The sequence below is a fragment of the Actinoplanes sp. NPDC051470 genome (assembly GCF_040682035.1).
Classification (GTDB): domain Bacteria; phylum Actinomycetota; class Actinomycetes; order Mycobacteriales; family Micromonosporaceae; genus Actinoplanes.
Genome location: NZ_JBFBAA010000041.1, coordinates 77,041 through 92,425, shown reverse-complemented (window position 1 = coordinate 92,425; position 15,385 = coordinate 77,041). Strand labels below are relative to the sequence as shown.

Here is a 15,385-nt window from a genome sequence, read left to right as displayed (position 1 = left end):
GATCTTCGCGGGCTTGCTTGAGCCGGATGCATGGAAACGTGCACGTCCGGTTCTGAGGGGGCGGCGGCGCAGCAATGCGCCGTCGCTACCCGGCCGATGAGGGCGCGACCCGCGGTATCCGTCACGAGTTGAAGTAGGCCAGGACGGCCAGTACCCGGCGGTGGTCGCCGATCGTGAGCCCGTCGGTGGTCATGGTGAGCCGTCGCGCCGCGCGCCGCCCCGGCTTGGACCCAGTTCGACAAGGTTGCCGCGATGCCTCCGCCGTCTCCGATGTAGTCAAAGGTCCGATGTCTGAATGCTTCGGATAGTTAAAAACATTGACGGTGACGGATTGACGAACAAAGTCGTCCAATGTTAACTACGGGTCACGGGCGTGGGTCAGGCAGTTGCCGGACCCACGTCGACTGCTCGTTTTCGGCGGACGGGCAGGCCCCTGCCACGAGCGATCGAAGGGATCGTGTCGATGAAGGTGCGTACGCCGATCATGGCGGCGCTCGCCGCCGCCGTCCTCCTCCTCGCCGAGCAAGCGGCGCCCGCCCAGGCCTCGCCGGCCGACGCCGCGTTCAACAGCGGCACCGGCGCGCTGAACGTGAACTACGGCAGCTACCTGGCCAAGCACGACATCGTCTACAACCGGCCGAACTCCAGCCCGGTCCAGGGACTGACGGCCGGCACGTTCGCCGATGGCACGGGCGTGGGCCTGAGCCGCGGCCAGAGCGACCCGAACGGCTTCGGCTACACGTTCGCCGCCACGGTCGAGGGCGCCGGCTTCACGTCGCAGACCATCAACGGCACGCGGGTACGCCTGAGCATCGCCGGGGCGAGCAGCTGCACGGTCTGGTTCACCGCCGCCAGCCGCAAGAACGCCGCGGGTGGCAACTCGGTGCAGGCCGCCCGCGACCAGTTGAGCGCGGTCGACGGCTGACCCATCCCAACCGGTGGGGGCCTGTCGCGCCGAAAGGCATGCCCCCCACCCTCATCCCCCGAAGGAGCGCACCCATGCGCTGGAAAGTCCTGGCCGCAACCGTCCTCCTGGCCACCACGGCCGTCGCCGTCCCCGCGGCGCCGGCCACCGCCGCACCGCTCACCAAGGTCCTGGTCTTCTCCAAGACCGCGGGCTTCCGGCACTCGTCCATCCCCCAGGGCATCGCCGCGATCCAGCGACTCGGCTCGCAGAACGGCTTCAGCGTCACCGCCACCGAGGACGCCGGCCAGTTCACCGCGGCCAACCTCGCGCAGTACCAGGCCGTCGTCTGGCTCTCCACCACCGGCGACGTCCTCAATGACACGCAACAAACGGCATTCGAGGGGTACGTCAGCAGCGTCGGCGTGCACGCGGCGGCCGACACCGAGTACGCCTGGACCTGGTACGGCACCACGGTCGGGGCCTACTTCCACTCCCACCCGGCGATCCAGACCGCCACCGTACGCGTGGAGGACCCGAACACCGACGCCACCGCGCATCTGCCGGCGGCGTGGTCGCGGACCGACGAGTGGTACAACTACCAGACCAACCCGCGCAGCGGCGGCGCGCACGTGCTCGCGACGCTCGACGAGAGCACGTACTCGGGCGGGAACATGGGCGCCGACCACCCGATCAGCTGGTGCAAGAACGTCGGCGCGGGCCGGGCCTGGTACACCGGCCTCGGGCACACCGACGAGTCGTACACCGAGGCGAACTTCACCCGGATGCTCCTGGGCGGCATCCGGATCGCCGCGCAGTCCGTGACCGCCAACTGTGGCGGGACGGTCAGCACCGACCTCGCCCGGGGGAAGCCCGCCACGGCGTCCAGCACCGAGGCGGCGTCCTACGGCGCCGGTAACGCGGTGGACGGGAACGCGGGCACGAGGTGGAGCAGCGCGTTCAGTGACCCGCAGTGGATCCGGGTCGACCTCGGCGCCGTCCGACCGATCAACCGGGTCAAACTGACCTGGGAAGGCGCGTACGGCCGGGCGTACCAGATCCAGACCTCGACCGACGGCAGTGCCTGGACCACCGCGGTGACCGTCACCAACGGCGACGGTGGGGTGGACGAGTCGACGCTCAGCGCCAACGCCCGGTATGTGCGGGTCTACGGCACCCAGCGTGCGACCCAGTGGGGCTACTCGCTGTGGGACCTGAATGTGTACGGGGCCTGACATGCTTCGACTTCCAGCCTTCGTGGCCATGCTCCTGGTTGCCGCCGGCGGCGCGGTCCAGACCGGAGCCGCGGCCATCCCGCCCACCGACTACCAGCAGGTCAGCCTGGCCAGTGGCAGCGCCGAACTGGGCGAGCCGATGAGCCTGGCCGTGCTGCCCGACCGCTCGGTGCTGCACACCGCCCGCAACGGCACGCTGCGGGTCACCGACGCCAACGGCAACACCAAGGTGGCCGGCGCCCTGCCGGTCTACACCAACGACGAGGAGGGGCTCCAGGGCGTCGGCGTCGACCCGGGCTTCGCCACCAACCGGTTCATCTACCTGTACTACTCGCCGCCGCTGAGCACCCCGGGCGGCGCCGCGCCGCCGACCGGTTCGCAGGCCGACTGGGACCGGTTCACCGGCCACCTCAACCTGTCCCGGTTCACCCTCAACGCCGACAACACGCTGAACACCGGCAGCGAGGCGGTCGTCCTCCAGGTGCCCAACGACCGCGGCATGTGCTGCCACGTCGGCGGGGACATCGACTTCGACGCGGCCGGCAACCTCTACCTGACCACCGGCGACGACACCAACCCGTTCGAGTCCAACGGGTACAGCCCGCTCGACGAACGGACCGACCGCAACCCGTCGTACGACGCCCAGCGCACCGCGGCCAACACCAACGACCTGCGCGGCAAACTGCTGCGGGTCAAGGTGAACGCCAACGGGACGTACAGCATCCCGGGCGGCAACATGTTCGCCCCCGGCACGCCGAACACCCGGCCCGAGATCTACGCGATGGGCTTCCGCAACCCGTTCCGGATGAGCGTGGACAAGGCGACCGGCGTCGTCTACCTCGGCGACTACGGGCCGGACGCGGGCGGCGGCGACGCCAACCGGGGCCCCGGCGGGCAGGTCGAGTTCAACCGGATCACCTCGCCCGGCTTCTTCGGCTGGCCGTACTGCACCGGAACCAACACCGGCAACGAGGTCTACAACGAGTGGAACTTCGCGGCCGGCACGACCGGGCCCAAGTACAACTGCGCGGGCGGGGCGACCAACAACTCGTTCCGCAACACCGGGCAGCCGACGCTGCCCGGGGCCAGACCGGCCTGGATCCGGTACGGCTTCGAGGGCTCGCCGCCCGAGTTCGGCGGTGGCTCCGAATCACCCATGGGCGGCCCGGTCTACCGCTACAACGCGAGCCTCGACTCGCCGGTCAAGTTCCCGCAGTCGCTGGACGGCAAGTACTTCGCCGGCGAGTACGGGCGCCGCTGGATCAAGGCGATCACCCTCGGCGCCGACGGCTCGCGCGGTGCCATCGAGGACTTCCCGTGGACCGGCACCCAGGTGATGGACATGGCGTTCGGGCCGGACGGGGCGCTCTATGTGCTCGACTACGGCACCGGCGCCGACGACCAGGCGCTGTGGCGCGTCGAGTACATCGGCGGCGGCAACCGGGCGCCGGTGGCCAAGGCCTCGTCCGACAAGACGTCCGGCCCGGCGCCGCTCACCGTCGCGTTCTCCTCGGCCGGCAGCTCCGACCCCGAGGGCGGCGCGCTCACCTATCGCTGGGCCTTCGGCGACGGCACCACCTCGACCGCGGCCAACCCGGCCAAGACCTACACCGCGACGGGTACGTTCACCCCGACGCTGACCGTGACCGACCCGACCGGGCTCACGGCCACCGCCAGTCTCGTGGTGACCGTCGGGAACACCGCGCCGACGGTACGGTTCACCACCCCGGGCGACGGCCGGCTGTTCTCGTTCGGCGACGCGGTGCCGTACTCGGTCACCGTGACCGACCCGGAGGACGGCGCGGTCGACTGCACCCGCGTCTCGGTCGCCTATGAGCTCGGGCACGACAGCCACCAGCACGAGATCAAGCGGCAGAACGGGTGCTCCGGGACGATGGCCGTGCCGGTCGACGGCGAGCACGACGCGGCGGCGAACATCTCCGGGTACTTCGTGGTCTCGTACACCGACAACGGCGGCCTCACCTCGACCAGCCGGATCATGCTGCAACCGCGGCACCGGCAGGCCGAGCACTGGACCACGATGAGCGGCGTCCAGGTGGCCGCACACGCGGCGGCCGAGGGCGGCGCGACGGCCGGGTTCATCGAGAACAACGACTGGGTCTCGTTCTTCCCGTACAACCTGTCGAACGCTACCCGGTTCGTCGCGCGGGTCGCGTCGGCCGGCGCCGGCGGCACCATCGAGGTCCGCAGCGGCTCGCCCACCGGCACGCTGCACGGCACGGTGACCGTCCCGGTGACCGGCGACTGGGAGACCTTCACGACCGTCTCGGCGGCGCTGAGCAACCCGCCGTCCGGCCCGGTGTCGGTCTACTTCGTGTTCAAGGGCGGCACGGGCAACCTGTTCGACCTGGACGCGTTCACCTTCGACACCGGAACCGCCCCGGCCGGCGGGGCGACGCTCAAGGCGCTGATCAACAACCAGTTCGTCAGCGCCCTTGGCACCACCAGCCCGCTGATCGCCAACCAGACCACGGCCGGGGACACCGAACGCTTCGACGTGGTCGACCTCGGCAACGGCGCCATCGCCCTGCGCTCGCGGGCGAGCAACCAGTTCGTCTGCGCCGAGAACGGCGGCGCCGAGCCGCTGATCGCCAACCGGCCGACGGCCGGCGCCTGGGAGACCTTCACCCTGATCCGCAACACCGACGGCAGCGAGAGCCTGCGGGCCACGGTCAACGGCAAGTACGTGACGGCGGAGAACTCCGGCGCCCAGCCGCTGATCGCCAACCGCGACACGATCGGCCCGTGGGAGAAGTTCGATTTGGTTCTTAAGATAGGACGTCTTCCCTTCTTCATGTCAGAAGAGTCTTGATTCGGGGGGTGTGGGGCTGGTAGACATCGGACCTATCGCTCCCACCCCTTCGAAGGATCCCGACATGAGACGCTCCCTCCTCGGCGTCGCCATGGCGGCCGTGACCGTCTTCGCGGCCGCCGGTTGCAACTCCGGCGACTCCTCATCGGCCTCGGGAAACGCGGGCAGCCCGCAGATCGCGGTCGACCTGCCCCGCGCCGACACCGACTTCTGGATCTCCTACGCCAAGTACATCCCGCAGTTCGCGCAGGAGAACAGCATCAACCTGATGCCACCGACCAACTCCCAGAACGACATCGCCAAGCTGGTCGCCAACGCCCAGGCGCTGTCCAGCCAGGGCGCCAAGGCGATCGTGATGGCCCCGCAGGACACCGGCGCCATCGCCACCACGCTGCAGCAGCTGGAGGTGAAGAAGATCCCGGTCGTCACGGTCGACACCCGCCCGGACAAGGGCAAGGTGTTCATGGTGGTCCGGGCCGACAACCGGGCGTACGGGCAGAAGGCCTGCGAGTTCCTCGGCGACAAGCTCAAGGGCAAGGGCAAGGTCATCGAGTTCCAGGGCTCGCTGTCGTCGGTGAACGGCCGGGACCGCTCGGAGGCCTTCGCCGAGTGCATGAAGAGCAAGTTCCCCGGCATCACGATCTTCGCCGAGCCGACCGAGTGGGAGGGCGCCAAGGCGTCCGCCGCGCTGCAGACCCGGCTGGCCCAGCACCCCGACATCAACGGCATCTACATGCAGGCCGGCGGGGCCTTCCTCGCGCCGACGCTGCAGCTGCTGCGCTCGAAGAACCTGATCGTGCCGCCGACCGACCCGAAGCACATCTTCGTCGTCTCCAACGACGGCATCCCGCAGGAGTTCGACGCCATCCGCAAGGGCGAGATCGACGCCACCGTCTCCCAGCCCGCCGACCTCTACGCCAAGTACGCGCTGACGTACGCCAAGGCCGCGGTCGAGGGCAAGACCTTCCAGCCCGGACCCACCGACCACGACAGCACGATCGTCGACGTCGGCGGCGGCAACCTCGAGGACCAGCTCCCGGCGCCCCTGGTCACCAAGGAGAACGTCGACGACAAGGCCCTGTGGGGCAACCAGATCGGCAAGTGATGGCCCTCGTCGAGGCCGCCGGCATCACCAAGCGGTTCGGACCGACCATCGCGCTCGACGACGCCGGGATCGCCATCGAACCCGGCGCCACGCACGCGCTGGTCGGCCGGAACGGCGCCGGCAAGTCCACGCTGGTCGCGGTCCTCACCGGGCTGCTGCGGCCGGACGCCGGCACGGTCCGCTTCGGCGGTGAGCCGGCGCCCGCGCTCGCCGACCGGGACGGCTGGCGCCGCACCGTGGCCTGCGTCTACCAGAAGTCCACGATCATCCCGGCGCTGTCCGTGGCCGAGAACCTCTTCCTGAACCGCCAGGCCGATCACGGCCCGATCAGGTGGGGCGCGTTGCGCCGGCGGGCCGGCGCGCTCCTCGAGGAGTACGGGGTACGCGTCGACCCGGCGGCCATGGCCGGCGACCTCGGCGTCGAGGCGCGGCAACTGGTCGAGATCGCCCGGGCGCTGTCCCACGGGTCGCGGTTCATCATCCTGGACGAGCCGACCGCCCGGCTCGACGGCGCGGCCATCGACCGGCTCTTCGACCGGATGCGGTCGCTGGCGGCGGCCGGGGTCACCATGCTGTTCATCTCCCACCACCTCAAGGAGATCTTCGAGGTGTGCGACACGGTCACGGTGTTCCGCGACGCCCGGCACATCCTGACCGCTCCGGTCGGCTCGGTCGATCACGCGTCCGTGGTGGCGGCGATGACCGGGTCGGACACCGGGCCGGCGGCGGTCGCGGCGCGCGGCTTCACGTCCTCCGCCGACCCGGTGCTGCGGTTGTCCGGGCTGCGGCTGGCCGGCGCGTACGACGACATCTCGGTCGAGCTGCGGCCGGGCGAGATCGTCGGGGTGACCGGTTCGGGCAGCAGCGGCAAGGTGTCGCTGGCCGAGACGGTCGGCGGACTGCGCAAGGCGGACGCGGGCTCGATCGAGGTCGCCGGGAGAGTGGTGCGTCCCGGGGTTCCGGCGGCCCTGAAGGCCGGCATCGGGCTCGTCCCCGAGGATCGCCACCGGGAAGGCCTGGTGCCCCTGCTGTCGGTCGCCGAGAACGCCACGCTGCCGCTCACCGACCGGCTCGGGCCGGCCGGGACCGCGCTGCCGGCCCGGCGCACCGCCCTGGCCGAGGAGATGACCCGGCGCTTCGACATCCACACGTCCAGTCCGGCGGCGCCGGTCGGCAGCCTCTCCGGCGGGAACGCGCAGAAGGTCGTCCTGGCCCGCGGCCTGTCGACCGATCCGCGGGTCCTCGTCCTCATCAACCCCACCGCCGGCGTCGACGTGCGTTCCAAGGAGTCGCTGCTCGGGGCGGTCCGCGCCGCCGCCGACACCGGCACCGCCGTGCTGATGGTCTCCGACGAGCTGGACGACCTGCGGCACTGCGACCGGGTGCTGGTCATGTTCCACGGGCGGATCACCGCCTCCCTGCCCGGCGGCTGGGACGACCAGCAGGTCGTCGCCGCCATCGAAGGAGTGTCGTCATGACCACGGCCATCGCGGCCCGGGTGCCCAGGCTGGGGAGGATGCGCGACCTCGCGCTGGTCCCCGCGATCGTGGTGCTGATCCTGGTCGGTGCCCTGATCGACCCGGTGTTCCTGTCCAGCGCCAACATCGTCAACGTCCTCCAGCAGCAGACCGAGCTGTCCCTGCTGGTGCTGGCCGAGGCGATCATCCTGATCGGCGGCCGGTTCGACCTGTCCCTGGAGTCCACCGTCGGCCTCGCCCCCGCCCTCGCGGTCACGCTGGTCATCCCGGCCGCGAGCAACGGGCTGGGCACCGAGTGGGCGACCTGGCTCGCCATCCCGATCTGCCTGCTGGTCGGGGTGCTGATCGGGGCGTTCAACGGGATGCTGATCCTGCGGTTCGGGCTCAGCGCGTTCATCGTCACCCTGGGCATGCTGATCGTGCTGCGCGGCCTGCAGATCGGCATCACCGGCGGGCAGAACCTGTTCGAGCTGCCGACGTCCGTGCTCTACCTGGGCAACGCGGTCTGGCTCGGGCTGCCCGCCTCGATCTGGATCTGCGCGGTCCTCTTCGCCGCCGGCATCACGCTGCTCGGCTGGTTCCGCAGCGGCCGGGCGGTCTACGCGATCGGCGGGAACGCGGACGCGGCCAAGGCGGCCGGCATCCGCGCCGATCGGGTGATCTTCGTGGTGTTCATGGTCGGCGGCCTGCTCGCGGCCCTGGCCGGGTTGATGATGACGGGGAGGCTCGGCTCGGTCGCCGCGGCCCAGGGCCAGGGGATGATCTTCACGGTGTTCGCCGCGGCGGTGATCGGCGGGGTCAGCATGGAGGGCGGCAAGGGCACGCTCTTCGGGGCGCTGTGCGGCGTCGTCGTGCTCGGCCTGATCAACAACATCCTCACCCTGGCCGGCGTCTCGGCCCAGTGGATCCAGGCCATCTACGGCCTGATCATCCTGATCGCGCTGATGCTGGCCCGGCTCACCACCGGAAAGGCGCAGGACTAGGTGGCGCTCACCGACGAGGCCATCGGCCGGATCAAGGGGATGATCGTCTCCGGGGAGATCGGCCCCGGCGACCGTCTCCCCAACGAGGCCGACCTGGGCGAGCGGCTCGGGCTGTCCCGCAACTCGCTGCGCGAGGCGGTCAAGGCCCTGGCGGTCATCCGGGTGCTCGATGTCCGGCGCGGCGACGGCACGTACGTCACCAGCCTCGCGCCCGACCTGCTGCTGGAGTCGCTCAGCTTCGTCGTCGACTTCCACCGCGACGACACCGTGCTGGAGTTCCTGCAGGTCCGCCGCATCCTGGAACCGGCGGCCACCGCGATGGCGGCCCGCCGGATGGGCCACGCCGAGGTCGCCGTCCTGCGCGACCTGGCCCGGGGCCCGGCCGACGCGTCGGTGGACGGGCTGGTCGCCGCCGACCTGGAGTTCCACCGGCAGATCGCGGCCGGCTCCGGCAACGCGGTGCTGTGCTCGCTCATCGACGGGCTGTCCGGGCCGACCACCCGGGCCCGGATCTGGCGCGGCCGCACCCAGCAGGGCGCGAACCGGCGTACGCGGGAGCAGCATCTCGCCATCGTCGACGCGATCGCCAACCGCCAACCCGACCTGGCCCGCTCCTGGGCCGCCGTGCACGTCGCCGGCGTGGAGGAATGGCTGCGCCGCGCGCTGTGAAACGCACCAACGCACAGAGGAGTTCGATGAGCGCCCGGTTCGTCTCGGTCGACACCTACGACATCCGCTTCCCGACCTCGCGCGAGCTCGACGGCTCGGACGCGATGAACCCCGACCCCGACTACTCCGCGGCGTACGTCGTGCTGCGCACCTCCGCGGGCGATCTCGAGGGACACGGGTTCGCGTTCACCATCGGACGCGGCAACGAGGTGCAGACGGCCGCGATCGGCGCGCTCCGGCCGTACCTCATCGATCGTGATGTTGATCTGGTCCTGAACGACCTCGGCGGGATGTGGCGCGAGCTGGTGCACGACTCGCAGCTGCGCTGGCTGGGGCCGGAGAAGGGCGTCATGCACATGGCCATCTCGGCGGTGATCAACGCGCTGTGGGACCTCAAGGCCAAGCGCGCCGGGCTGCCGCTGTGGCAGCTGCTGGCCCGGCTCTCGCCGGAAGAGCTGGTCGCGCTGGTCGACTTCCGCTACCTCACCGACGCGATCACCCCGGCCGAGGCGCTGGGCATCCTGCGCGCCGCCGCCCCGGGGCGGGCCCAGCGCGAGCAGCAGCTGCTCGGGTCCGGCTACCCGGCCTACACCACCTCGCCGGGGTGGCTCGGCTACGACGACGAGAAGCTGCGGCGGCTCTGCCGGGAGGCGCTCGATGCCGGGTTCACCCAGATCAAGCTCAAGGTCGGCGCCGACCTGTCCGACGACCTGCGGCGGATGCGGATCGCCCGCGAGGTGTGCGGCCCCGACATCCGGATCGCGGTCGACGCCAACCAGCGCTGGGACGTGCCCGACGCCATCGAGTGGGTGCGGGCGCTGGCCCCGTACGACGTGTGGTGGGTCGAGGAACCGACCAGCCCCGACGACGTGGTCGGCCACGCCGCCATCGCCCGCGGCATCGCCCCGATCCGGGTCGCCACCGGCGAGCACGTGCAGAACCGGGTCGTGTTCAAGCAGCTGCTCCAGCTCGACGCGGTCTCCTACGTGCAGATCGACGCGGCCCGGGTGGCCGGGGTCAACGAGAACATCGCCATCCTGCTGCTGGCGGCCAAGTTCGGCCGGCCGGTCTGCCCGCACGCCGGCGGGGTCGGCCTGTGCGAGCTGGTCCAGCACCTGTCGATGTTCGACTTCGTCGCGGTGTCCGGCGAGATCGGCGACCGGGTCATCGAGTACGTCGACCACCTGCACGAGCACTTCGTCGATCCGGTACGCGTGCGGAACGGTCACTACCTGACCCCGCGGGCGCCCGGCTTCAGCGCGGCCATGCACCCCGCGACGCTGGCCGAGTACGCGTACCCGGACGGCCCGGTGTGGGTCACCGGCTAGATTCCTGACCATGGCACTGACGGAGCTCGGCTCGCCGCTGACTCTCCCGGAGTTCGGCTCGCCCCTGACTCTCCCGGAGTTGGGCTCATGGCGCTGACCGACGAGGCGATCAGCAAGATCAAGGGCATGGTCACCTCGGGGGAGCTGGGCCCGGGGGACCGGCTGCCCAAGGAGGCCGACCTGGCCGAGCGGCTGGGCCTGTCCCGCAACTCGCTGCGCGAGGCGGTCAAGGCGCTGTCGCTGATCCGGGTGCTCGACGTCCGCCAGGGCGACGGCACGTACGTCACCAGCCTCGCCCCGAACCTGCTGCTCGAATCGCTGAGCTTCGTCGTCGACTTCCACCGCGACGACACCGTGCTGGAGTTCATGGAGGTCCGCCGCATCCTGGAGCCGGCCGCCGCGGCGCTGGCGGCCGACCGGATGAACGCCGAGCAGATCGCCGGCCTGCGCCAGGTTCTGGCCGAGCTGGGCCCCGACCCGACCGTGGAGGCGCTGGTCGCCAACGACCTGGAGTTCCACCGCCAGATCGCCGACGGCGCCGGCAACTCGGTGCTGTGCTCGCTGATCGACGGCCTGTCCGGCCCGACCGTCCGGGCCCGCGTCTGGCGGGGCCTCACCCAGGAGGGCGCGGTCGACCGCACCCGCGAACAGCACCAGACCATCATCGACGCGATCGAGGCCCGCAATCCCGAGCTGGCCCGCTCCTGGACCATGGTCCACATCGCCGGCGTCGAGGACTGGTTGCGCCGCGCCCTCTGATCCAGGCGCGGCGCTCCCGGCTCAGGTCAGCAGACCCGGAGGTGATACCACGGGTTCACCCAGGCCCACCCGAAGATCTTGGCCGGCGCCCGGTCAGTCGAACGTCACGGTCATCGGGCCCTCCACCGTCACCGCCGCGCCCGCCGCGCGGATTCCGTTGCGGGCGGCGGTGACCGGGTCGGCGCCGGCCAGGGACGCGGCGATGAAACCGGCGGCGAAGGTGTCGCCGGCGCCGTCGGTGTCGATGGCGTCGACCGGGGGCGCCTCGATGTGTACGCCGTTGACCTCGGCGCCGGCCGCACCGTAGGTGGTGCAGACGACCGCGTTCAGCGAAGCCGGGTCCACGCCCAGGGCTTCGAGCTCGCCCTCGCTGGGCAGGCACACGTCGGCCTCGTGGAGCACGGCGATCAGCGCCGCCCGGCCGGCGGGCGTGAGCGCTTCCACCCGTACATTGGGGTCGACCGAGATCGTGGCCCCCGCGGCCTTGCCGCGCCGCACCGCCTCGAGCGCGGTGGTGGCCAGCGGCTCGCCGAAGATCAGGGCCGAGCCGGACAGGTGCACCCAGCGCGCCCGCTCGGGCAGGTCGCCCAGGGCCGACGACGGCACCGCGGCCGCCGCCGAGCCCACCACGCGGAAGTCGAAGGAGCGGTCCTCGCCGTGGTAGGTGATGTAGGCCGTGGCGGTCGGCCGGTCGTCGGACACGACCAGACGCGCCGCCGCGCCCAGCCCGTCGGCCATCACCCGGGCGTGGTCGTCCCGGCCGACGCCGCCCACGAACGCGACCTCCACACCGAGCCGGGACGCCACGTACGAGCTGATGGCGGGCGCCCCGCTCGGCCACGGCCCGGTCCACGGCCCGTCGCCCTGGCGCTGGTAGACGACGATGGCCTCACCCACGATCAACAGCATTCGCCCACCATCACATCCGGGCGAGCGCCTCGTCGAGGAGAAACGCCGGGCCTAGGGGTCGAAGGACTGGCCGCCGAGGACGCGGAGGAAGTCGAAGTTCCCGGCGGTCGCGGAGCCGGGCTGCGGGCGGAAGATGACCAGCCGCTGGCCGGTGACCGTGCTCAGGACGTACTCGCAGCGGACGTCGAGCAGGCCGGCCCGCGGGTGGTCGAGCATCTTGCGGGTCGAGGCCAGCGCCCCGACCTCGTGCGAGTCCCAGAAGCGGGTGAACTCCTCGCTCGCCTCGTGCAGATCGGCGATCAGCCGGGAGGCGACGCCGTCCCGTCCGCGCTGGGCGTACGCCGACCGCAGGTCCGCGACATAGCCCCGGCCGATGGTCTCGTGCTCGGCCGGCACGTTGAGCCGCCGCGACGACGGATCGGTGAACCAGCGCCAGATGACGTTGGCCTCCGGCCCGTCGGCGTCCGTCCACGAACCGAGCAGCGCCCGGCTCAGGTCGTTCTGGGCCAGGATCGTCGTCAGGTCGTCGATCACGTGGGCCGGCACCGTGGTCAGCGCGTCGAGCAGGAACATCATGGCCGGGTCGACGTAGCTGCCCGCCGCGTGCCGGGCCGGCGCCGGATGGCCGGCCAGCCGGAACAGGTAGTCGCGCTCGTCGACCGAGAGCCGCAGCGCCCGGGCCAGGCCGGCCAGCGTGCTCTCGGACGGATTGGCGGCGCGCGACTGCTCCAGCCGCTCGTAGTACTCGACGGAGACGTTGGCCAGCATGGCCACCTCCGTGCGGCGCAGCCCGGGGGTGCGCCGCCGGCCGCCCGGGGCCAGGCCCACGTCGGCCGGTCGCAGCGCCTCCCGCCGGTCACGCAGGAACACACCCAGCTCGTCGGCCATCGCACACCCTCATTCCTGGATCGAGGCCATGCCCATCGGAGCGTAACGGTCGCCCGCCGCGGCCCCGACCGGAACCGCCGCACTCAGCTCCGCGAGGGTTTCCGGGGTGAGGTCGATGGCCGCGGCGGCGACGTTCTGCTCGAGGTAGGCGCGCCGCTTCGTACCGGGAATGGCCGAGACACCCGGCTGGGCCAGCACCCAGGCGAGGGCGAGCTGACCGGGCGGCACGCCTCGCGTCTGTGCGATCGCGACGATCCGGTCGAGCAGGGCCAGGTTCTGGTCCAGGTTCTCGTCGGCGAAGCGGGGCGAGGTGCGGCGGAAGTCGCCGGCCGGCAGGTCGCGCGCCGATCGCACGGTTCCGGTGAGGAAACCCCGGCCGAGCGGCGAGTACGCGACGAAGCCGAGGCCGAGCTCGCGGGCCGTGTCGAGCACCCCGTTGACCTCGACGGTGCGGGTGAACAGCGAGTATTCCGTCTGCACCGCGGCCAGCGGGGCGACCGCGTGGGCGGCCCGGATGCTCGCCGGCGACGCCTCGCTGATGCCGAGGTGTCGCAGCTTGCCCTCCCGGACCAGGTCGGCGAGGGCGCCGAAGGTCTCCTCGGCCGGGACGCCGGGGTCGACGCGGTGCAGGTAGTAGAGGTCGATGTGGTCGGTGCCGAGCCGGCGCAGCGAACCCTCGACGGCCGACCGCAGGTAGGCCGGACGGCCGTTGGGCCCGCCGACGATCCGGCCGGTCTCGTCGAGGGTGACGCCGCCGCCCTTGGTGGCCACGATCAGGTCGTCGCGGCGGCCCTCGAGCGCCCGTCCCAGCAGCTCCTCGCCGGTGAACGGGCCGTACATGTCGGCGGTGTCGAACATCGTGACGCCCAGGTCGACGGCACGGTCGATGGTCCGGAGCGCCTCGGCCTCGTCCGGCGTGCCGTACATCGCGGTCATGCCCATGGTGCCGAGGCCCAGTTTCGGTAGCTGCAAGCTCATGCCGATCACGATGCCGCCCCGATCGGCCGGGCGGGACGCCGTGGCTATCCCCGCCCCGCGAGGGCGACGTTAGGCGTTCCGACCTTGGTGACCGGTACGGCACACTGTGTGACATGCCGTACCTAGACGTCGTCGATCCGGCTTTCGCTTTCACCTCACCCTCTGTCTTCGCAGCTCAAGATGCCGATTGGTACGCCGACAGTCCACTGGGGCCGATCGTGCTCCGGTACGCCGAGGCGAACGAGCTGATGCGCGACCGCCGCCTCGACCACGGCGGTGACGACTACATGCGCCGCAACGGCATCACCGGCGGTCCCATCCACGACTGGTGGGTGCCGATGCTCGTCAACCAGGACGGTGCCGACCACCGCCGGCTCCGTGGCCTCGTCGGCCGTTCGTTCACGCCGCGCACCATCGAGGCGCTGCGGCCGTTCATCCGGGCCCGGGCCGAGGAACTGGCCGACTCGGTCGACGACGCCGACTTCGTCGACACCTTCGCCAACCGGCTGCCCCTGGCCGTGATGTGCGAGCTGCTCGGCGTGCCCGCCGCCGACTACGACACGTTCAGCGTCTGGACCAGCGACATCGGCCTGATCTTCGGCCTGGCCGCCGGCGGCGACACGGCCGAACGGGTGGAGCGTGCGGTCGCCGGGCTGGACGGCTACGTGGACGCGCTGATCGACGAGAAGGCGGCGAGGCCGGGAAACGACCTGATCTCCGACATGGTCGCCGCCTGGCGGGCCGACCGGACCGTCACCCGGGCCGAGCTCCGGAACCTGCTGGTGACCCTGGTCTTCGGCGCCCACGACAACACCCGCCACCAGTTCGCCAACCTGATGGTCACCTTCGCCGAGCACCCGGACCAGTGGCAGCTGCTCCGCGACCAGCCGTCCCTCGCGCCGCGGGCCGTCGCCGAGTCGATGCGCTGGCGCCCGTCCGCGGCCACGGTGTTCCGCCGCGCCGCCGAGGACTTCGAGTACCGCGGCCTGGCGATCGCCGAGGGCACCTTCGTGACGGCGGCCGTGACGACCGCCCAGCGTGATCCGCGCGCCTACCCCGGCGGCCGCGTCTTCGACATCACGGCCGTCCGCGAGGCCCCGCTGCTGCAGTTCGGCGCCGGCCCGCACTACTGCCTGGGCTCGGCCCTGGCCCACGCCGAACTGGGCGAGGCCCTGCCGATCCTGGCCCGCCGCTTCGGCGCACCGGTCATCGCCGGCGAGGTCACCTGGCGCCCGGCGATCGGCATCAACGGCCCGAACGAGCTACCGCTGCGCTTCGCCGGCTCCGACGCTCCCTGAGTCGCCGACGCGATCGGG

13 protein-coding genes are annotated in these 15,385 nt (G+C 71.3%); 10 read left to right on the top strand and 3 right to left on the bottom strand.

Going from position 1 to position 15,385, the window contains the following annotated elements; translation table 11 throughout:
- Positions 1 to 463 precede the first annotated feature (463 nt).
- The 9 genes from AB0M54_RS42795 (at position 464) to AB0M54_RS42755 (ending at position 11,294) form a co-directional block, all read left to right on the top strand.
- On the top strand, positions 464 to 925 hold the full coding sequence (locus tag AB0M54_RS42795) for a hypothetical protein (protein ID WP_364478175.1): 462 nt from the start codon (positions 464 to 466) through the stop codon (positions 923 to 925).
- Positions 926 to 999: 74 nt separating this feature from the next.
- Positions 1,000 to 2,139, top strand: a complete 1,140-nt coding sequence (locus AB0M54_RS42790) for a ThuA domain-containing protein (protein ID WP_364478172.1) — start codon at positions 1,000 to 1,002, stop codon at positions 2,137 to 2,139.
- 28 nt (positions 2,140 to 2,167) lie between these two features.
- Positions 2,168 to 4,972: a PQQ-dependent sugar dehydrogenase gene (locus AB0M54_RS42785; protein WP_364478184.1), complete on the top strand. Its 2,805-nt coding sequence runs from the start codon at positions 2,168 to 2,170 to the stop codon at positions 4,970 to 4,972.
- Positions 4,973 to 5,036: 64 nt separating this feature from the next.
- Entirely contained in the window at positions 5,037 to 6,077 is a 1,041-nt protein-coding gene (locus AB0M54_RS42780; RefSeq protein WP_364321798.1) for a sugar ABC transporter substrate-binding protein, read from the top strand.
- Positions 6,077 to 7,555 (top strand): sugar ABC transporter ATP-binding protein, encoded by a 1,479-nt coding sequence (locus AB0M54_RS42775; RefSeq protein ID WP_364478169.1) that lies wholly within the window; start codon positions 6,077 to 6,079, stop codon positions 7,553 to 7,555. Before AB0M54_RS42780 ends, AB0M54_RS42775 begins: the two co-directional genes overlap by 1 nt.
- On the top strand, positions 7,552 to 8,538 hold the full coding sequence (locus AB0M54_RS42770) for an ABC transporter permease (RefSeq protein ID WP_364321794.1): 987 nt from the start codon (positions 7,552 to 7,554) through the stop codon (positions 8,536 to 8,538). Before AB0M54_RS42775 ends, AB0M54_RS42770 begins: the two co-directional genes overlap by 4 nt.
- Complete coding sequence (locus AB0M54_RS42765) at positions 8,539 to 9,207, top strand: FadR/GntR family transcriptional regulator (protein ID WP_364478166.1); 669 nt, start codon at positions 8,539 to 8,541, stop codon at positions 9,205 to 9,207. It begins immediately after the preceding gene.
- A 26-nt stretch (positions 9,208 to 9,233) separates the two neighbouring features.
- Positions 9,234 to 10,535 (top strand): L-fuconate dehydratase, encoded by a 1,302-nt coding sequence (locus tag AB0M54_RS42760; protein WP_364478163.1) that lies wholly within the window; start codon positions 9,234 to 9,236, stop codon positions 10,533 to 10,535.
- Positions 10,536 to 10,622: 87 nt separating this feature from the next.
- Positions 10,623 to 11,294: a FadR/GntR family transcriptional regulator gene (locus AB0M54_RS42755; RefSeq protein WP_364321789.1), complete on the top strand. Its 672-nt coding sequence runs from the start codon at positions 10,623 to 10,625 to the stop codon at positions 11,292 to 11,294.
- 93 nt (positions 11,295 to 11,387) lie between these two features.
- Here AB0M54_RS42755 and AB0M54_RS42750 read toward each other — a convergent pair whose 3' ends face one another.
- From AB0M54_RS42750 to AB0M54_RS42740, 3 genes are read right to left on the bottom strand one after another with little or no spacing between them, the layout of a single operon-like run.
- Positions 11,388 to 12,203 carry a PfkB family carbohydrate kinase gene (locus tag AB0M54_RS42750; protein WP_364321787.1) on the bottom strand — a complete coding sequence of 272 codons (816 nt, stop codon included), beginning with the start codon at positions 12,201 to 12,203 and terminating at the stop codon, positions 11,388 to 11,390.
- A gap of 51 nt (positions 12,204 to 12,254) precedes the next feature.
- Positions 12,255 to 13,091: a helix-turn-helix transcriptional regulator gene (locus AB0M54_RS42745; protein ID WP_364321784.1), complete on the bottom strand. Its 837-nt coding sequence runs from the start codon at positions 13,089 to 13,091 to the stop codon at positions 12,255 to 12,257.
- Positions 13,092 to 13,100: 9 nt separating this feature from the next.
- Positions 13,101 to 14,069 carry an aldo/keto reductase gene (locus AB0M54_RS42740; RefSeq protein ID WP_364478160.1) on the bottom strand — a complete coding sequence of 323 codons (969 nt, stop codon included), beginning with the start codon at positions 14,067 to 14,069 and terminating at the stop codon, positions 13,101 to 13,103.
- Between the two features lie 113 nt (positions 14,070 to 14,182).
- Here AB0M54_RS42740 and AB0M54_RS42735 point away from each other — a divergent pair, with 113 nt between their 5' ends.
- Entirely contained in the window at positions 14,183 to 15,367 is a 1,185-nt protein-coding gene (locus AB0M54_RS42735) for a cytochrome P450 (protein WP_364321778.1), read from the top strand.
- Positions 15,368 to 15,385: the final 18 nt, after the last annotated feature.